Here is an 18,514-nt window from a genome sequence, read left to right as displayed (position 1 = left end):
CGCGTCCAGGGGGAGCCGTATGGGGAGCCGTATGAGGAACCGGATGCGGAACAGGATGCCTCCCCTGGCCGCCGACCTCGTGCTGATCGCCGTGGTGGCGGCCACGGTCGTGGCCCTGCCGGTCTGGGACGGCCGGAGCTCCGGGCAGGGCGCGCCGTTCGGTTCGGCGGGCCGGCTCGCCGTGGCAGGAGCGGCGGTGGCGGCGGTACTCGTCCGCCGGCGACGGCCCGCGACGGCGCTGGTCGCCGCGGCCACGCTCCTCGCGTTCGAGCCGCTGACCGGTGGAGCACTGACGGTCGTGGCCTACACGGCGGGTCTGGCCTGGGCCGGTCTCCGCCACCGCCTCCTCGTCCTCGCCGTGTCCGTGACGGTGCCCCTGGCGGTCGCCGCGGCCCGGTCGGCCGTGCAGCCGGCGCGGACGCTCGCGTACGACCTGACGCGTGCGTACGACGTGACGGTCGTCCTCGCCGCGGGCATCGTGTGCGGGGTGCTGCCCGGTCTCGCCGGAGCGCTGGCCGCTCAGCGCGGGCGGCTCGTGCGGGCGCTGGAGGAGCGCGACGCCTTCCTGGAGGTACGGGCCGACGCGTGCGACGGGGCCGAGGTCGACCTCGTCCGGTCCCGCCCCTCTCCCGCGGGTCAGGGCCGTGATCCCGTGTCCGGAGGGGGCCGGTAAGGTTCGGGCCATGGCGTCTCGCAGCACTCAGATCCTCGAAGCCGCCGCCCGGGTGATCGCCCGGCGCGGGGTCCGCGGCCTGCGGGTGGAGGAGCTCGCCGCGGAGGCGGGCGTGTCCACCGCGCTGATCTACTACCACTTCAAGGACCGCGCCGGGATCCTGAGCAAGACGCTGGAGTTCATCAGCGACCGCGCCGAGCGCTACACCACCGACCGCGATCCGGACGCCGAACCGCTCAGCCCGCGCGAGGAGCTGGACCAGACGCTCCTGCTCGAACTCCAGGACACGACCGAGGTCAGGGAGAACAGCACCGCCTGGGGCGAGCTGCGCGCGAGCGCCGTCTTCGACGACCTCCTGCGCGAGGACCTCGCGAGGGCCACGCTCGCCTGGATCCAGGAGGTGGCGGCCCTGCTGGGCCAGGTGCGTCCGATGGCTCCGGCGGTCGCCCTCGCCGGGGCCGCCGAGCGTCTCACCGCCCTCCTGGAGGGGCTCAGCATGCGCTGGCTCAGCGGCACGCTCCAGATCACGCACGCCAGGACCCTGCTGAGCGAGGCCATCGACGCCGAGGTCGAACGGCTGGGCAACTGACCGCGTAGGTCCCCCGGACCCGCGGTCCCTCGTCCCCGGTCCCGTCCAGCTCTGCCTCACCCCGTCCCACCCGCCCCGCCCAGCCCCGCCTTCCCCTCGCCATTGACTGATATTTCAGTCAATGCCACAGTGAGCCGCGCAGGCATTCCGGCGAGAAGGAAGGGACCCCATGCCTCTGACACCCACGGAGCGGGACCGGCTGCTGCTCTTCACCGCCGCCCAGCTCGCGCGGACGCGCCTGGAGCGCGGGCTGCGGCTCAACGTACCGGAGGCGACCGCGCTGATCGCGGACACCGTGTGCGAGGCCGCACGCGACGGCCTCCGGCTGGCCGAGGCCCTCGACCGCGGTCGTAGCGTGCTCGGCCCGGACGACGTGCTCCCCGGCGTCACCGACGTCGTGACGGAGATCCAGGTCGAGGCGGTGTTCGAAGACGGCACCCGGCTGGCCGTCATCAGCGCCCCCTTCGGCGACGTGGAACACGACGACGGAGCCCCCGGCGCCGTCCTGCCCCACACGGACACCCTGCCGGAGCCGGAACCGGTGACCGTCCTGGCCGTCCGCAACACGGCCGCGGTCCCGGTCAGCGTGACCTCGCACTTCCACTTCTTCGAGGCGAATCCCCGGCTGGACTTCGACCGGGCCGCCGCGTACGGCATGCGTCTCGCGGCCCCGGCCGGGTCGTCCACCCGGTTCGATCCCGGCGCCGCCGCCGAGGTCGGACTCGTACCGATGGGCGGGGACCGGATCGCGATCGGTTTCGCGGGTCTCGTCGACGGGCCGCTGGACGCGCCCGGCGCGAAGACCGAGGCCCTGAAGCGCGCCGCCGCCTGCGGCTACCTGGGAGCGGAAGAGGCAGAACGATGAGCAAGCCCACCAGACACAGCGACCACTGCGCGCCGGGCAGCAGCCGGCACATCGACCCGTACGAGTACGCCACCGTGCACGGCCCCCGCGCGGGGGACCGGGTGCGGCTCGGCGACTCCGGGCTCGTCGTGCGGGTGGAGTCGGACTCGCAGGCGCACGGGGACGAGTTCCTCGCCGGCTTCGGCAAGACCGCCCGTGACGGCATGCACCTGAAGGCCGCGGCCGTCCGTGACACCTGTGACGTCGTGATCACCAACGTCCTCGTCATCGACGCCGTGCAGGGCATCCGCAAGGTGTCGATCGGCATCCGCGAGGGCCGGATCCACGCCATAGGGCGGGCCGGCAACCCCGACACCCTCGACGGCGTGAACGTCGTCGTCGGCACCGGCACCACCATGATCCCGGGCGAGGGCCTGATCGCCACCGCCGGCGCGATCGACACCCACGTCCACCTGCTCTCCCCGCGGATCATGGAGGCGTCCCTGGCCTCCGGCGTCACCACGATCATCGGCCAGGAGATCGGGCCGAGCTGGGGCGTCGGCGTGAACTCGCCCTGGGCGCTGAAGCTCGGGTTCAACGCCTTCGACGCCTGGCCGGTGAACATCGGCTTCCTGGCCCGGGGGTCCGCCTCCGACGAGGCGCCCCTGGTCGAGGCCCTGGCGGAGGGCGGGGCGTCCGGCTTCAAGGTGCACGAGGACATGGGCGCCCACACCCGGGCCCTCGACACGGCGCTGCGCGTCGCCGAGGAGCACGACGTGCAGGTCGCCCTGCACAGCGACGGCCTCAACGAGTGCCTGTCGGTGGAGGACACCCTCCGTGTCCTGGACGGCCGGACGATCCACGCCTTCCACATCGAGGGCTGTGGCGGCGGGCACGTACCCAACGTCCTGAAGATGGCGGGCGTGCCGAACGTCATCGGCTCCTCCACCAACCCNGATCCACGCCTTCCACATCGAGGGCTGTGGCGGCGGGCACGTACCCAACGTCCTGAAGATGGCGGGCGTGCCGAACGTCATCGGCTCCTCCACCAACCCCACCCTGCCCTTCGGGCGGGACGCCATCGCCGAGCACTACGGGATGATCGTCTCCGTCCACGCGCTCAAGACGGACCTGCCCGGCGACGCCGCCATGGCGCGCGACCGGATCCGGGCCGGGACGATGGGCGCGGAGGACGTCCTGCACGACCTCGGCGCGATCGGCATCACGTCGTCGGACGCGCAGGGCATGGGCCGGGCGGGGGAGACCATCCGGCGTACGTTCGCGATGGCCGGGAAGATGAAGGCCGAGCTCGGCCCATTGGAGGGCGACGGCCCGCACGACGACAACGCCCGGGTCCTGCGGTACATCGCCAAGCTCACCGTCAACCCGGCGATCGCCCACGGCCTCGCCCACGAGGTCGGTTCGATCGAGATCGGCAAGCTCGCCGACATCGTGCTGTGGCGCCCGCCGTTCTTCGGCGCGAAACCGCAGATGGTCCTCAAGTCCGGCTTCCCGGCCTACGGCGTCACGGGCGACCCGAACGCGGCCACGGACACCTGTGAGCCCCTGGTCCTCGGGCCCTTGTTCGGCGCCCACGGCGCCGCGCCCGCGGATCTCTCCGTCGCGTTCGTCAGCCGCGCCGCCGCCGAATCCGGCTCCTTCGGTTCGCCGTACGACACGCTGGGCACCCGGCGCAGGCGTGTGGCGGTACGGGGTACCCGGGGGATCGGCCCGGCCGACATGCTGCGCAACTCCCGCCTCGGGCAGGTGGACGTCGATCCGCGCAGCGGCCTGGTGACCCTCGACGGCGATCCGATGCGCTCCGAGCCGGCGCAGCAGGTGTCGCTGAGCCGCCTGTACTTCCTGTAGCCCGGGCCGGGTGCTGCCCTGTAGCCCGGGCCGGGTGCCTCCTGCAGCCCGGCCGGGTACTGCCTGTAATCCGGCCCGGCTGGCCGATTCTCCAAAGCCGTATCCCTCCACCTGAAAGCTGTATCCATCCTCTTGACTGAATTTTCAGTCGAGAGGAGGATGCTGTTCACACCGCGTACCCGTCCCGCACATCCGCCAGGCTGAGCCGGCCACCGCCGACGGGTACTTCTGGCGACACGAAGAGAGACCCGTGATGACTGCATTCCGTATGCCCGCCGAGTGGTCCGCGCACGAGGGGTGCCTGATGGCCTGGCCCGTCCGGGAGGACCTGTGGGGCGGCGTGCTGGACGAGGTCAAGGAGGAGTACGCGAACGTCGCCCGCGCCATCGCCGCGTTCGAGCCGGTGACCATGGTCGCGCCGCCCGGCCACGGCGACGAGGCCCGGGAGACGTGCGGCGACGCGATCACCGTGGTGGAGCTGGAGCAGGACGACTCGTGGTTTCGCGACTCCGCCCCGATCTTCGTCCTCGACGGCGACGGCAACCGCGCCGGCGTGGACTTCCGCTTCAACGCCTGGGGACGCAAGCACCACCCGTACGACTCCGACGACCGGGTCAGCGCCCTCCTCCTGGAGCACCTCGGCGTCGAGCGCATCGCCTCCGACATGATCCTCGAAGGCGGGGCGATCACCGTCGACGGCGAAGGCACGCTGATCACGACCGAGCAGTGCCTGCTCCACCCCAACAGGAACCCGGGGATGAACCGGGACGAGATCGAGACGGAACTCAAATCCCGGCTCGGCGTCGACAAGGTTGTCTGGCTTCCGTACGGAGGCCTGCTGGACACGGAGACCGACGGGCACGTCGACGGCGTCTGCGCCTTCGCCGCACCCGGCAGGGTCGTCGTCTCCCTGCCCGACGACCCCGCGCATCCCGACTACGCCCGGACGCGGGCCAACCGCGCCGTACTCGAGGCCACCACCGACGCCCAGGGCCGCCCGTTCGAGATCGTCGACGTCCCGCAGACCGCCTACGCCGACATCGCCGGCGGCCGGGTCGAGGTGTCCTACCTGAACTACTACGTGGCCAACGGCGGCGTCGTCGTCCCCGTGGCCGGTGTGCCGCAGGACGACGAAGCGCTCGCCGTCATCGCCGCGGCGTACCCCGGCCGCAAGGTCGTCGGGGTGCGGGCGCCCGCGATCGCCTACGGCGGCGGCGGCGTCCACTGCATCACGCAGCAGGTCCCGGCCGTACCGGCCACCGCCTGAACCGAGCACGGACCGCTCCCGGAGGGCCGCTCCAGCGGCCCTCCGGCCCCCGCACCCCTCACGGAAAGAGAGCGCGACGATGACCACACCCCCCTCGCCGGGCGGCAGACGGCCCCGCGGCAGGCACGGCCGGATCGCCGTGACGACGGCCGTCCTCACCTCCCTCGCCGCCCTCGCGGCCTGCTCGGGCCCGCCGAAGGACGCGGGCGTCACCGGCGCCGAGGTCAAGCTGTCCGCCTCGACGCCGCCGGCCCGCGGCGAGATCGACTCCTTCACCTGGGCCGTCTACGCCGAGCCGCCCACCCTCGACTACACGCTCGCGTTCGACTACCCGCAGAACACGATCCTGTCCAACGTGTGCGAGAGCCTGATGCGCTGGACCCCGGGGCTCACCCTCCAGCCCGGCCTTGCGCGGAAGGCGTCGAACCCGGACCCCGCCACCTGGATCTACGACCTGCGGGCCGGAGTGCGCTTCCACGACGGCAAGGTGCTGACCGCCGACGACGTCGTCTACAGCCTCGGCCGCCAGCGGGACCCGGACAACGCCGCCGCCTGGGCGCAGAACTTCCAGAACGTCGCCTCGATACGGAAGACCGGCCCGCTCCAAGTCACCGTCAAGCTCAAGAAGCCCGACTCCCAGTTCCCCCAGTACATGGCGACCGCCGCCGGAGTCGTCGCCTCCAAGTCCGGCGTCGAGGCGGCCGGCAAGGACTACGGCACCACCGGTGACCTCGCCTGTACCGGCCCGTTCAAGCTCGGCACCTGGAGCAAGGGCCAGTCGATCGAACTGGAACGGTTCGACGGCTACTGGGGCACCAAGGCCAAGGCGAAGAAGGCCGTCTTCCGGGTCCTGACCGACCCCTCCGCCCGTACCAACGCCATGCTCAGCGGGGACGTCGACGGCGGCTACCTGATCCCCACCGAGAGCTACGGCCGTCTGCGCGACAGCGGCCTCGGCACCCTGTACTTCGGCGAGGGCCTCAGCACGGTCAACGTCAACGTCACCAACATGAAGGGCCCGCTCGGCGACCTCCGCGTACGCAAGGCGCTCTCTCTGGCCCTCGACCGGTCCGGGTTCGTCAAGGCCGGGCTCGGCGGCGCCGGCACCGTCACCAACTCGCTCACCACCCGGGCCGCCTGGGCCGGCGCATCGGAGCAGACCCGGAAGGCCGCCTTCGCCGCGCTGCCGCCCGCGGCGCAGGACATCGAGAAGGCCAAGGCGCTGATCAAGGAGGCCGGAGCCACCGGCAAGACCCTGACCGTCGCCACCAGCTCCATCGGCCAGGACGTCTCGCTGCTCGCCACCGCCGTCCAGGCCGCCGGCAGCCAGATCGGGCTGAAGATCAACCTCAAGACGATCGCGCCCAACGCCTTCACGGCGCTCTTCACCGACCCCGAGGCGCGCGAGGGCATCGACATGTTCCCGCTCACCTACTACGACTCGATCACCGACCCGCTGGACCTGCTGACGAACTTCAAGACCGGTGCCTACATGAACTTCGCCGGCTACAGCGACAAGCGCTACGACTCCCTCGTCGACCGGGCCACCGCCGTCTACCAGCCCGACCAGCGGATGAAGATCGAGACCGAGCTGCAGAAGCACGCCGTCGAGCAGTTGCTGTGGATCCCGGTCGCCGAGTGGCCCACCGCGGTCTTCCTCAACAAGAGGATCACCGGCGCCCCCACCACCATCGCGTACATGTACTACCCGTGGGCCGCGGACGTCGGGGCAGCGGACGCGGGGGCCGTGCGGTGAACTTCCTGAGATTCGCCGCACGACGGGTGGCGGAGATGGCCGCCACCCTGCTCGCCGCGTCGTTCGTGGTCTTCGGCGCCATGTACCTGGCGCCGGGCAACCCGGCCAGTTTCCTGCTCTCCGGACGCTCCGCCTCGCCGGAGGCCCTCGCCGCGATCAACGCCCAGTACCACCTGGACGACCCGTTCCACGTCCGGTACCTCCGCTGGCTCGGCGACATCGTGCAAGGGGACTTCGGCCGGTCCATCACCTACCGCACCGACGTCTCCCGGCTCCTGTCCGACCGTCTCCCCACCACGCTGCTGCTCGTCGCGATGGCGCTGGTCGTGGTCGCGGTGATCGGCCTGGCCCTGGGCTGGATCGCCGCCGTACGCGGCGGTGGCACCGACTCGGCCATCCTCGTCGGCACCACCTTCGCCGTCGGCACCCCGTCGTTCGTCGCGGCCGTGCTGCTCCAGGGGCTCTTCGCCGTCAACCTCGGCTGGTTCCCCAGCAGCGGGTCCGGCGAGGGCTTCCTCGACCGGATCTGGCACCTGACCCTGCCCGCGATCGCCCTCGCGCTCTACCTGATCGGCATGCTCGCCCGGGTCACCCGCTCCGCCATGGCCGAAGCGCTCGACAGCGAGCACGTCACCGTCGCCCGCAGCAGGGGCGTCCCCGAGCACCAGGTGATCCGCCGCCATGTCTTCCGCAATTCGCTCGGCACCGTCCTCACCACCGGCGGACTGATCGTCTCCACCCTGCTCGTCTGCACGATCCTCGTGGAGACCGCCTTCAGCATCGGCGGCGTCGGCCAGCTCCTGGAGCTCTCCACCACGACCAAGGACTTCCCGACGGTCCAGGCCATCTCCTTGATCATCGTCGCCCTCTTCATGACCGTGAACCTGATCGTCGACCTGCTGCTGCCGTTGGTCGACCCGCGGATCACGCTCGGATCGAGGAGTTCCTCCGCATGACCGCCGTCCTGACCCGCCGGCCCGGCCTCGCGAAGATCCGCACCGCCCGGTCCCCGCTGTACCTGCTCTGTCTCGGCTTCGTCGCCCTCGTCACCGCCGTGGCGCTCCTCGCGCCGTGGCTCGTGCCGTACGACCCCAACGCCATCGACCTCGGCAACGCGCTGGCCGGTCCCTCCCCGGACCACCTGCTCGGCGTCGACGCCGCCGGACGCGACACCCTGTCCCGGCTGCTCCTCGGCGCCCGCACCTCGCTCCTCGGACCGCTCGGGGTCGTGGTCTTCTCCACCCTCGCCGGTGTCGCGGTCGGCATGGCGGCGGCCTGGCGCGGCGGCTGGCTCGACTCCGTCCTGTCGCGCAGCACCGAACTGGTCTTCGCGTTCCCCGGCATGCTGCTGGCGATCCTGATCATCTCGATCTACGGCGAAGGCCTGATCGCCCCCGTCATCGCCCTCTCCATCGCCTACCTGCCGTACGTCAGCCGGCTGACCCGCTCCCTCGTCCTGGCCGAACGCGCCCGTCCGTACGTCAGCGCCTACCAGGTCCAAGGCCACTCCGGCCTCCAGATCTGCCTGCGCCACGTCCTCCCCAACATCGCGCCCGTCGTCCTCGCCCAGTCCACGATCAACTTCGGCTACGCACTGATGGACCTCGCCGGCCTGTCCTTCCTCGGCCTGGGCATCCCCGCCCTCACCCCCGACTGGGGCCGCATGGTCTTCGACGGCCAGACCGCCATCCAGCACGGCTACCCGCTGTCCGCGATCCTGCCCTCCGTGTTCATCGTGCTCACCGTCGTCGCCTTCAACGTGGTCGGAGAACGCTGGGCCGACCGCGTCGCCAGGAGGACCCCATGAGACCCACGCAGACTCCCCACACGCTCGACGTCCAAGGCCTGCGCATCACCCTGCCCGGCACGGCCCGCCCCGTCCTCGACGGCGTCGACCTCCACGTCGCCGCCGGCGAGACCATCGCCCTCGTCGGAGAGTCCGGGTCCGGCAAGACCCTCACCTCGCGCAGCGCCCTGAACCTGCTGCCGCCCGGCGCCGTCGTCGAGGGCGCCGTACGCGTACGCGGCGAGGACGTCCTCACCATGGACACCGACCAGCTGCGCGCCCTGCGCACCAGCGCGGTGGCGATGATCTTCCAGGACCCGCGCGCGGCCCTCAACCCCCTGCGCCGCATCGGCGACTTCCTCACCGAGAGCGTCACCCTGACCGGCACCATGGGCCGCGCGGACGCCACCGCCCGGGCGGCCGAACTCCTCCGCGCGGTCGGACTGAACGACTCGGTCCTGCGCAAGTACCCCGGTCAGGTCTCCGGCGGCATGCTCCAACGCGTCATGATCGCGGCGGCCCTCATGGGGGACCCCGCCCTCCTGCTCGCCGACGAGCCCACCACCGCGCTCGACGTCACCACCCAGGCCGAGGTCGTCGCCCTCCTGGCCGAACTCCGTGAACGCTTCGGCACCGGCCTGCTCTTCGTCACCCACGACCTCGACCTCGCCGCCGCCATCAGCGACCGCGTCTACGTCATGTACGCCGGACGGATCGCCGAGAGCGGCCCCGCCGAAGCCCTCTTCGCTCGGCCCCGGCACCCCTACACCGCGGCGCTGCTCGCCTCGACGCCCCGCCTGGAGGCCCCGCAGGGGAGGCTCGCCGCCATCGACGGCCAGCCGCCCGACCTCCGGCAGGAGCTGCCCGGCTGCCCGTTCGCCGCCCGGTGCCACCTGGCCACCGAGATCTGCGCCCGGCAGGCCCCCGAGCCGCAGCCCGCGCCCGGCCTGCCGCGCCATCAGGCCGCCTGCCACCACAGCGACCGTCTCGAAGGGAGCCCCGTCGATGCCTGAGTACGCACTGGAGGCCGTCGGCCTCCAACGCACCTTCGGAAGCGTCCGCGCCGTCGACGACGTGTCCTTCGCGCTCCCCGAAGGCGGATCCCTGGGCATCGTCGGCGAATCCGGGTCCGGAAAGACCACCACCGCCCGGATCGTCGTCGGTCTGGAGCAGGCCGACGACGGAGACGTCCTCGTACGGGGCCGAGCCCGCGACGTGCGGGGCCGCGGCCGGGCCCGGCGCCTGGCACGGGCGCGCCAGGTGCAGATGGTCTTCCAGGACCCGTACCTCTCCCTCGACCCGAGGACCAGCGTCGAGCAGGTGCTGCGCGAGACCCTGCGGCTGCACTTCCCCGGCGCCGACCACGACCGGCGCGTACGGGAACTCCTCGACCAGGTCGGCCTGGGCAGCCGCGCCGCCGACGCACGGCCGCGCCAGCTCTCCGGCGGCCAGCGCCAGCGCGTCGCCATCGCCCGCGCACTCGCCGTGAAACCGGCCGTGCTCGTCCTGGACGAGGCGGTCGCCGCCCTCGACGTCTCCGTACAGGCGCAGATCCTCAACCTGCTCGCCGACATCCGGGCGGAGACCCGGATCGGCTACCTGTTCATCACCCACGACCTCGGCGTCGTCCGCTGCGTCACCGACGACGTCATCGTCATGCGGCAGGGCCGCGTCGTCGAGGCCGGCCCCACGGCCGAGGTGCTCGCCACGCCCCAACACCCGTACACCCGGCTCCTGTTGGAGTCGGTGCCCCGTCCCGGCTGGGATCCCGAGGCGATCGCCGCGGCCCGCCGGGCCCTCTGACCGCAGTTGACACACTGGAGGCAAGCCATGAACGACCACACCGTCGGCCGACACGCAGGGCCCGGGCTGAACCGGCGCCGATTCCTCGCGGCGGCGGGCCTGACCGCGGCCGGCGCCGCCCTCGCGACGACCCTCCAGGACAGGGCAGGGGCCGCGCCGGCCGCCGGCGTCTTCCGCGTACCGGTCGAGGACGTCCGCCACACCCGTACGTGGATGGCCTGGCCGGACACCACGTCCATCTGGCGCGGCAAACTGAGCGGCGTCCAGGCGGACATCGCCCTGATCGCCCGCACGATCGCGAAGTACGAGCCCGTCGTCCTGTGCGCCAACCCCGGCAGCGCCGCCAAGGCCCGCCAGATGTGCGGCCCCACGGTCACCGTCATCAGCTCCATCCCCGTCGACGACTGCTGGATGCGCGACACCGGGCCCGTCTTCCGTACCGACGGCTACGGCGGACTCGACACCGTGGGCCTCAACTTCAACGGCTGGGGCGACAAGCAGACCCACGCGAAGGACGCCCTCGTCGCCGAGCGGATCGCCGCCTATGTCGGCGTCCCCTTCACCTACGCCGACCTGGTCGGAGAGGGCGGGGCCATCGAACAGGACGGCGCCGGCACCCTGATGGCCACCCGCAGCAGCATCGTGAACCGCAACCGGAACCCCGGGATATCGGAACGCCAGTTGGAGCGGGCGATGTGCGACGCGTACGGCGCGTCCAAGGTCATCTGGTTCGACGGCGTCTACGGCCAGGACATCACCGACGACCACGTCGACGCCACGTCCCGGTTCCTCGCCCCCGGCGAGGCCCTCGTCCAGATGCCGATCGCCGCCGACACCGACGACTACGCCCGCGACGCGCGCAAGCAGTACAGCGTCCTGTCCGCCTCGACGACCGCCGCCGGCCGGGCGATGGACGTCATGCGCCTCCAGGGCCCGGACTACAACAGGATCCGCTCCGCGAACCGGGACTTCCTCGCCTCCTACGCCAACTTCTACCTCTGCAACGACGCCGTCATCTCGGCCCAGTTCGGCGACAAGAGGGCGGACGAGGCCGCGAAGGCGACCCTGGCCCGCCTCTACCCCGACCGTCGCATCGAGCAGCTCGACATCGACCGTCTCGGCACGGGCGGCGGCGGCATCCACTGCGTCACGCAGCAGCAGCCCGCCGCCTGAGGGCGGTCGGCCCGGCACTCCTGAAAATTCCGTCAATGACTCTGTCCGGAGCATTGACTGAAATTTGAGTCAGTCCCTAGGGTGAGCCCACCGTTCAGCGCCCCGAGGTCATGGGCGCTGAACGGATTCATGGACGCACCCTGGACAGGAGCCCACATGGGGCCAGTTGCCTCGCAGACGCATGACTCCGCACCTCTCGCGGGCATCGAACAACACTCGATCGACTGGGTGCCGCTGGCGGAACGGCACGGCAAGCCCTCGAACGTCGGGGCCATCTGGTTCGTCGGCAGCCTCAACCTCACCGGCCTCGCGACCGGCGTCGTGACGCTCTCCATGGGTGCCTCGCTCGTCTGGACGATCATCGCCACCGTCCTCGGCTCCCTCTTCGGCACGTTCTTCATGGCGTTCCACTCGGCACAGGGCCCCCAGCTCGGCCTTCCCCAACTCGTCCAGTCCCGGCCGCAGTTCGGCTACCTGGGAGCCGCGCTCACCGTGTGGGTCTTCGCCCTGGTCAACTACATAGCCTTCAACACGTCCGACGCCCTGCTGTCCGGCCAGGCCATGAACCTGCTCACCGGGGTCCCGAACGGGGTCGGCTATGTGCTCGCCGCCGCGGTGGCGACCGTGATCGCCCTCTTCGGGTACGAGTGGATCCACCGGATCAACAAGTGGCTCACCTGGCCCTTCGTCGTGATCACCGCGGCCGTCACCCTGTCCGCCCTCTTCGGCGGGGGACTGCCGGACGGGGTCTGGGACGCCGGCCCGTTCGACCTCGCGCCCTTCATGCTCGTGTTCGTCTTCGTCGCCGGCTTCCAGCTCGGCTGGGCGCCGTACGTCTCGGACTACTCGCGCTACCTCAGACCCGACGTCTCCGTCCGCAGCACCTTCTGGTGGACGTTCCTGCCCAGTGCGATCTCCGGGATCTGGGTGTTCATCCTCGGCGCCGTGGTCTCCGCCGGAGCCCCCGAGGGCACCGACCCCGTGACCGCCCTGAAACTGGCGGCCGACCGGCTCTTCCAAGGGTTCGGCACGGTCGCCGTCGTCGTCCTGCTGGTCGGGCTGCTCTCCATCATGGCGATCAACCAGTACGGCGGAAGCCTCACCATGATCTCGATCATGGACTCGTTCCGGCCGGTCAAGCCGACGCGGACCATCCGGGTCGCGACCATCGGGATCATGCTGGTGGCCGTCGGGACCGTCTCCACGCTCGTCGGCATCGACCAGTTCAACTGGTTCTTCGCCAACGTGGTGGTGGTGCTGACGTACCTCTTTATCCCGTGGACGGCCATCAACCTGGTCGACTTCTTCTTCGCCCGACGGGGCCAGTACGTCGTCAAGGAGATCTTCAACCCGGACGGCATCTACGGCAGATGGGGCCGGCGCGGCAACCTCGCCTACGGAATCGGCCTCGCCTGCATGGCTCCCTTCATGGTCATCACCGGCCTCTACGTCGGTCCCGTCGCGGAGCTCCTCGGCGGCGTGGACTGCTCGATCTTCGTCGGCCTCCCCGTGGCCGGCGGCGCGTACTGGGCGTTCGCCCGAAGCCTCGATCTGGCGACCGAGCGCCGGATGGTCCGGGAGGAGGGACTGCTGGAACCACTCCACTGAACGACGCGCGCTGCACGTAAGGAACCTCCCGAGCTTTTCCGAGAAGGAGCATCACGTGAAGACAGAGCACGACGGCGAACGACGACCGGGCATCGACCGCAGAACCCTCCTGGCCCGAACCGGCGCGGTCGCGGCCGGACTTGCCGTGGGACCCGTCCTCGGCGGCATCCAGCCCGCCCAGGCCGCGTCCTGGCGCGTGCCCGGCGAGGAGACGTCGCACAAGCGGACCTGGATGGCCTGGCCCTCCAGCAACACGATCTGGGGCAGCCTGCTGTCCAAGATCCAGGCCGACATCGCCAAGCTCGCGAAGGAGGTCGCCAAGTACGAGCCCGTCGTGATGTGCGCGGACGGCTCGTCGGCCGCCTCGCAGGCCCGGAGCATGTGCGGGTCCACCGTCACGGTGATCAGCTCGGTCCCGGTCTCGGACTGCTGGATGCGCGACACCGGCCCGCTGTTCCGCGTCGACGGTGCCGGCGGCATGGACGCCTTCGGCCTCAACTTCAACGCCTGGGGCGAGAACGCCACGCGCTTCTACGGCATCCCCGCCTCGGCCTACGACAAGGACCGCGTGGTCGCGCAGCGGCTCGCCGCCTACAACGGCGTCACGTTCGCGAAGGCGTCCGTGGTCGGCGAGGGCGGCGGCGTGGAGTACGACGGCGACGGTACCCTGATGGCCACCGAGAGCTGCTGGCTGAACAGCAACCGCAACCCGGGCAAGTCCCGCAGCCAGATCGAGGCGGAGCTGCTGTCCCGGTTCGGCGCCACCAAGATGATCTGGCTGCCCGGCGTCAAGGGGCAGGACGTCACCGACGGCCACATCGACGGCACCGCCCGGTACATCAAGCCCGGCGTGGTGATGGTGCAACTGGCCGGCGCCGTACGCCCGGACGTCTGGACCGCCAACGCCCAGGCCATCCACAACGTGCTGGTGAACGCGACCGACGCCAGGGGCCGCCGGCTCCAGGTCCTCACCATCCAGGGCCCCGACACGCTGCCCCGCATCCCGGCGGGCCAGCGACAGGACTTCCTCAGCTCCTACATGAACTGGACCGTCACCAACAGCGCGGTCATCACCACCCAGTTCGGCGACACCGCCAAGGACGCGGCGGCCAAGACGGCCATCGCCGCCGCCTACGGCCGCCCGGTCGTCCAGCTCAACCTCGACAACCTCTACGGCAACGGCGGCGGTGGCGCGCACTGCGTCACGATGCAGGAGCCCAACCGCTGACCACGGCGCAACCGCTGACCGCGGCGCAACCGACCGATCACTGAGCAGAACCGGCCCGGGTCTCGCCTTCGAGACCCGGGTTGCCGGCATGGCCGCACACACCTCAACAGGTCCTGAAGACATGGGAGTTGACGATTCCAGTGACGCGGGGCCGGTCGGCTCGGGAAGGTCCATCAGCGCGTAGAAGTGGCGACGCAACAGCACTCGACGCCGAGCGGTCCGGCTCGTCCACTGATCGGATCCCTCCCCGACCGGTACGCGAATTGCCGGGAGTTCCGACCCCACTCCCGACCTCCTGAACGAACAGCGTGCCACCGCGCGCACGCCCCGTCCGCGAATCGCGCGGTGGCCGTGACGCATGGGGGGTGTCCTCGTTCCCCCTCCCAGGAACGACCGCAGGTCGGCGTATTAGGTTCGGGGCATGACGACATCCCTTACCGGCAGTGCCTTCGACTCGCTCCTCCTTGACGCCGTGACCGACCCGCAGGCGTTGCGCCAGGCCTACGAGCTCCCCAAGGACACGGCTCTGCGGAAGCAGATGACCGAACTCACCGAGCAGACCCGCCGGCTGATCGGCTGCTCCTCGTTGGTCCTGGTCGCCAGCGCGGACGCCGAGGGCAACTGTGACGTGTCCCCGCGCGGGGGCCCCGCCGGGTTCGCCGCCGTGCTGGACGCGCGGACGGTGGCGATACCGGACGCGACGGGCAACAAGCGTCTGGACACCCTGCAGAACGTCATCGCCACGGGACGAGCCGGGCTGCTGTTCGTCATCCCGGGGCGCACCACGACGCTCCGGGTCAACGGCCGGGCCTGTGTCTCCACCCGTCCGGATCTGCTCTCACAGTTGACCGCCGTGGGCAAGCCGCCGGCCAGTGCGCTGGTGGTGGGGATCGAGGAGGTGTACCCGCACTGCCCCAAGTCGCTCCTGCGTAGCGGGGCCTGGAAGCCGGAGCAGTGGCTGCCGCAGGACGCCCAGCCGACGTCGGCCGAAGTGACGCTGGCTCAGATGCGGATGCCGGAGCTGACGATCGCCGACATCGAGCAGGCGGAGGCGGATTCGCTGAAGTACCGGTACGAGTGACGGGCTGAGCGGAGAAGGGGCAAAGCGACGATGGCCCCGGTTACGGGTGTTCGGTGCCACGAGATGGGCAAGGAGATGGACGGCTCTCCCACCGTGATTTCGAGCGAACCAGTGATCACGGTGTCGTGGTTGCTGCACGTCGCCGACCAGGTCCCCGGAATCTTGGACGGTGCTGGCGCGGTGACGATGACGACGATGTCCTCGGAGTCGGCGTGCTGGCGAGGGCGGATATGGCCGAGTGGAAAGACGATGGTCCCGCCCGGCACCATGCGAGGCCGGAGGACCAGATCAAGCGCCAGTGCGTCCCGCGCCGTGGCCGGCTCGAGGACGTCGCGGCCCTGATGGCGTTCCTCAGTTCAGTGCCGAAGGCCGCGGCGAGTACGCGCTGGAGGAGGTCCCGCTGACCCTGGAGGGGCTCGACGGCATCGACCTCAAGCCCGAGGAGATCGCCCACGTGCTGAGGGGAGCCGTCGGCGCCGGAAGCCTCGGAGTCGAGGCGTCGCTCTGAATCAGCGTGTACGTCGTCCTGCCGCAGGGACCGGCTCTGAGTTGAGCCGGTCCCTGCTGCCTTCCGAGTTCAGCGCGGGGAGCTCGGACGCGACTCCTCGTCCTGCCCCGGCAGCAGCCGCAGGGCGAGGAGCGATCCGTCGGCGTGGACGGACACGGGGCCACCCCAGTCCTTGTCGAAGGTGAGGCGGGGGCGGACGTGGCGGCTCGCGTGGACGAGGGCGCGATATTCCTCGATGTCGCCCCTGGCGAGAAGTCGGAAGACCTCCTCGTCCACGCCGGAGAACGCCTCGACGCGAGGCCCGTTCAGGCGGAACACGTGGTCAGTGCCGACGTACTCGTTGCCGAAGAGAGTGTGGGCGGCGTCCTGGATGCTCATGCTGGCCGCGTGCTGGAGGCCGGTGAACCGTTTGCGGCCCTGCCGATCGGTCAGGTGCCGGGCGGTGGCGTGGCCGGATCCCGTGAAAGCCATGAGCCCGGCCGCCGTGGTGTGGGCCAGTGACTCCTGGAACCAGGCGTAGTCCTTCGCCTGCACGTGGCAGCCCCGTACGGGTTCCGGTGCCACGAGGCCCTCGGTCGGCGGGTGGATGTCAGGCATCACGTTCGCCTGGAACGGTGGGGCGTTCAGGTTCGGCTCACGGACTTCCGCCGGGGACAGCCGACCTCCGCTGCCGAGTGCCTGGAGGGCGTGGACGGTCATCGTGCCGCCGTCCGTCGGGAGCTGCGTGCTGAACAGGAGGCCGGGGGTCTCGTTCCACGCTCCGATGTGGACTGCTTCGGCGTGGGCCGAGGCGGAGGCCAGCTGCTCGGCGGAGGTGGCGGCGTCGCTGTGGTTGCCCTTGCATGCGAGGGGGATGACGAGGGACGGCTCTTCCGGCCGCCAAACCTCGGCGAAGTACTGGGGGCGGTAGCGGTATTTCACCTTCTCGCCCTTGTCCCTGGTGGTGAGCGCCCAGCCCGCGCGTAACGCCGTGTCGGCGGGGATGATCGTCACCGAGTGGTCGGGGAAGCGGCTGCACAGCATGTGCTCGGTGAGTGTGAGCGCGATGCCGATGCCGAGTTCGCCGGACTGCAGCGACTTGTAGTGGTCCGCGATGCGGTGGCCCTCGTCGGTGAGGCCGAGGAAGGAATCGCGACCGCCCGCCAGGGCCTGGGTGTACTTGAGCGCGCCCCAGTGTTCCGCCAGCCCTCGCCCTGCACCCCGCCACGACAGAGCGGTGGCTCGGGCGAGCGTGTGGAGGACGTCCCAGAGGATCACTTCGAACTGCCGGGGCAGCTCCGTCTGCGGGATCGAGGCGAGGTCGGGCTTCCTGCGGAGCGGCTCGTCCTCGTTCTCCTTCCGTTTCTTGTCGTCCGCCGCGACGGCGGCCTTCACCTTGCCGACGAGTGCGTCGTCGGAGTGGATGGAGATGTTCGACGGCTGGGTCAGTTCCTGGAGCACTTCCTCAGTCGGCTTCAACAGCTCTCCTCACGGCGTGCGCGGGTGGTTCACCATCGGCCGGACCGTACGGAAGGGAGGAGCGGCGCACGCAAGTGCGCAGGGGCGCGTGACCTGGAGCTCGGGCCGGGGGACGGACAGCGCGCGGCCGGTGGTGGCATTCCACCACCGGCTCCGCTGTTCTGTATGGAGCTGTGGCCCTTGCCCTCAGTTGCTGAGGTTTCTCAGCGAAGATCATTTCCAGTGCCCGTTGAGGACGAGCGCGGCAGCATAGGTGACCAACGTGAAGCCTCCGGTTCGAGCGGACATGATCTTGGCAGACCAGTCCTACCAGGGGCTTCACGCCTGCCCGACTTCGTGCCCCACCCGATCATTTCGCTGGGGAAGCCTCAGCGGGTAGGAGTCAGCTGGGCTCAGCCCCAGGTCTGGCCGGCCGGTTCCTTGATGGTGCGGTTGATCCGGTTGAAGAAGTTGGTCAGCGCGATCTCCAGGTTGATCGCGCCGATCTGCTCCTCAGTGAAATGGGCGTTGACCTCTTCCCAGATCTCGTCGGTGACGCCCGGCGCACCATCCTGCAACCGGGTGGCGGCCTCAGCCAGCGCGAGTGCCGCACGCTCCGCATCGGTGTAGAACGGCGCCTCACGCCACGCCGCCACATTGTGCAGCCGCTCGTCGGTGTCACCGGCCTTCTTCCCCCCGGCGACACTGGCGTAGACGCACGCCGAGCAGCTGTTGATCTGGCTGGCCCGCAGGTGGACCAGCGCGAGCAGCTTCGGGTCGACACCCCCGGCGGCGATCGCCTTCTGAAGGTGCTGGATAGCGGTCCACACATCGGGTTTGTTCGTGTTCTTGCTCTTGAGCCGGTTTTCCATGTGGGAGTGGTCTCCTTCAT

17 protein-coding genes and 1 pseudogene are annotated in these 18,514 nt (G+C 70.4%); 16 read left to right on the top strand and 2 right to left on the bottom strand.

Annotated features, from left to right (window positions below; translation table 11 throughout):
• Positions 1 to 43: 43 nt before the first annotated feature.
• From ASC82_RS15595 to ASC82_RS29515, 16 genes and pseudogenes are all read left to right on the top strand, one after another.
• The gene (locus tag ASC82_RS15595; protein ID WP_056647595.1) at positions 44 to 673 is read left to right on the top strand and encodes a hypothetical protein; all 630 of its coding nucleotides are present in this window, start codon (positions 44 to 46) and stop codon (positions 671 to 673) included.
• Positions 674 to 683: 10 nt separating this feature from the next.
• The gene (locus ASC82_RS15590) at positions 684 to 1,262 is read left to right on the top strand and encodes a TetR/AcrR family transcriptional regulator (protein ID WP_056647593.1); all 579 of its coding nucleotides are present in this window, start codon (positions 684 to 686) and stop codon (positions 1,260 to 1,262) included.
• Between the two features lie 169 nt (positions 1,263 to 1,431).
• The gene (ureA, locus tag ASC82_RS15585; RefSeq protein ID WP_056647590.1) at positions 1,432 to 2,127 is read left to right on the top strand and encodes an urease subunit gamma; all 696 of its coding nucleotides are present in this window, start codon (positions 1,432 to 1,434) and stop codon (positions 2,125 to 2,127) included.
• A pseudogene (locus tag ASC82_RS31110) lies at positions 2,124 to 3,061 on the top strand (urease subunit alpha); the annotation flags it as partial. The gene ureA and the pseudogene ASC82_RS31110, both read left to right, overlap by 4 nt.
• A gap of 1 nt (position 3,062) precedes the next feature.
• The coding region (locus tag ASC82_RS31105) for an urease subunit alpha (RefSeq protein WP_242427663.1) at positions 3,063 to 3,975 on the top strand (913 nt) is incomplete at its 5' end.
• A 253-nt stretch (positions 3,976 to 4,228) separates the two neighbouring features.
• Positions 4,229 to 5,242 (top strand): agmatine deiminase family protein, encoded by a 1,014-nt coding sequence (locus tag ASC82_RS15575; protein ID WP_056647586.1) that lies wholly within the window; start codon positions 4,229 to 4,231, stop codon positions 5,240 to 5,242.
• A 79-nt stretch (positions 5,243 to 5,321) separates the two neighbouring features.
• Positions 5,322 to 6,998 (top strand): ABC transporter substrate-binding protein, encoded by a 1,677-nt coding sequence (locus ASC82_RS15570; protein ID WP_056647584.1) that lies wholly within the window; start codon positions 5,322 to 5,324, stop codon positions 6,996 to 6,998.
• A complete protein-coding gene (locus tag ASC82_RS15565) occupies positions 6,995 to 7,954 on the top strand; it encodes an ABC transporter permease (protein ID WP_079039325.1) in 960 nt (319 codons plus the stop codon). Before ASC82_RS15570 ends, ASC82_RS15565 begins: the two co-directional genes overlap by 4 nt.
• Positions 7,951 to 8,805: an ABC transporter permease gene (locus ASC82_RS15560; RefSeq protein WP_056647580.1), complete on the top strand. Its 855-nt coding sequence runs from the start codon at positions 7,951 to 7,953 to the stop codon at positions 8,803 to 8,805. Before ASC82_RS15565 ends, ASC82_RS15560 begins: the two co-directional genes overlap by 4 nt.
• Positions 8,802 to 9,797 (top strand): ABC transporter ATP-binding protein, encoded by a 996-nt coding sequence (locus ASC82_RS15555; protein ID WP_056647578.1) that lies wholly within the window; start codon positions 8,802 to 8,804, stop codon positions 9,795 to 9,797. Before ASC82_RS15560 ends, ASC82_RS15555 begins: the two co-directional genes overlap by 4 nt.
• Positions 9,790 to 10,587, top strand: a complete 798-nt coding sequence (locus ASC82_RS15550; protein ID WP_056647575.1) for an ATP-binding cassette domain-containing protein — start codon at positions 9,790 to 9,792, stop codon at positions 10,585 to 10,587. Before ASC82_RS15555 ends, ASC82_RS15550 begins: the two co-directional genes overlap by 8 nt.
• 27 nt (positions 10,588 to 10,614) lie before the next feature.
• On the top strand, positions 10,615 to 11,760 hold the full coding sequence (locus ASC82_RS15545; protein ID WP_056647573.1) for an agmatine deiminase family protein: 1,146 nt from the start codon (positions 10,615 to 10,617) through the stop codon (positions 11,758 to 11,760).
• Between the two features lie 156 nt (positions 11,761 to 11,916).
• Positions 11,917 to 13,368: a cytosine permease gene (locus ASC82_RS15540; RefSeq protein ID WP_056647570.1), complete on the top strand. Its 1,452-nt coding sequence runs from the start codon at positions 11,917 to 11,919 to the stop codon at positions 13,366 to 13,368.
• Positions 13,369 to 13,423: 55 nt separating this feature from the next.
• Positions 13,424 to 14,596 (top strand): agmatine deiminase family protein, encoded by a 1,173-nt coding sequence (locus ASC82_RS15535; RefSeq protein WP_056647566.1) that lies wholly within the window; start codon positions 13,424 to 13,426, stop codon positions 14,594 to 14,596.
• A 421-nt stretch (positions 14,597 to 15,017) separates the two neighbouring features.
• Positions 15,018 to 15,677 carry an MSMEG_1061 family FMN-dependent PPOX-type flavoprotein gene (locus ASC82_RS15530; protein WP_056647563.1) on the top strand — a complete coding sequence of 220 codons (660 nt, stop codon included), beginning with the start codon at positions 15,018 to 15,020 and terminating at the stop codon, positions 15,675 to 15,677.
• Between the two features lie 298 nt (positions 15,678 to 15,975).
• Positions 15,976 to 16,185 (top strand): hypothetical protein, encoded by a 210-nt coding sequence (locus tag ASC82_RS29515; protein ID WP_242427662.1) that lies wholly within the window; start codon positions 15,976 to 15,978, stop codon positions 16,183 to 16,185.
• A gap of 69 nt (positions 16,186 to 16,254) precedes the next feature.
• Here ASC82_RS29515 and ASC82_RS15520 read toward each other — a convergent pair whose 3' ends face one another.
• Both ASC82_RS15520 and ASC82_RS15515 read right to left on the bottom strand, forming a co-directional pair.
• The gene (locus ASC82_RS15520; protein ID WP_056647558.1) at positions 16,255 to 17,643 is read right to left on the bottom strand and encodes a hypothetical protein; all 1,389 of its coding nucleotides are present in this window, start codon (positions 17,641 to 17,643) and stop codon (positions 16,255 to 16,257) included.
• Between the two features lie 392 nt (positions 17,644 to 18,035).
• Positions 18,036 to 18,494 carry a carboxymuconolactone decarboxylase family protein gene (locus tag ASC82_RS15515; protein ID WP_056647554.1) on the bottom strand — a complete coding sequence of 153 codons (459 nt, stop codon included), beginning with the start codon at positions 18,492 to 18,494 and terminating at the stop codon, positions 18,036 to 18,038.
• Positions 18,495 to 18,514: the final 20 nt, after the last annotated feature.

This window comes from Streptomyces sp. Root431 (assembly GCF_001426585.1).
GTDB classification, from domain to species: domain Bacteria; phylum Actinomycetota; class Actinomycetes; order Streptomycetales; family Streptomycetaceae; genus Streptomyces; species Streptomyces stackebrandtii.
The sequence above is the reverse complement of the archived record's forward strand: the minus strand, read 5'-3'. Positions and strand labels throughout refer to the sequence as shown.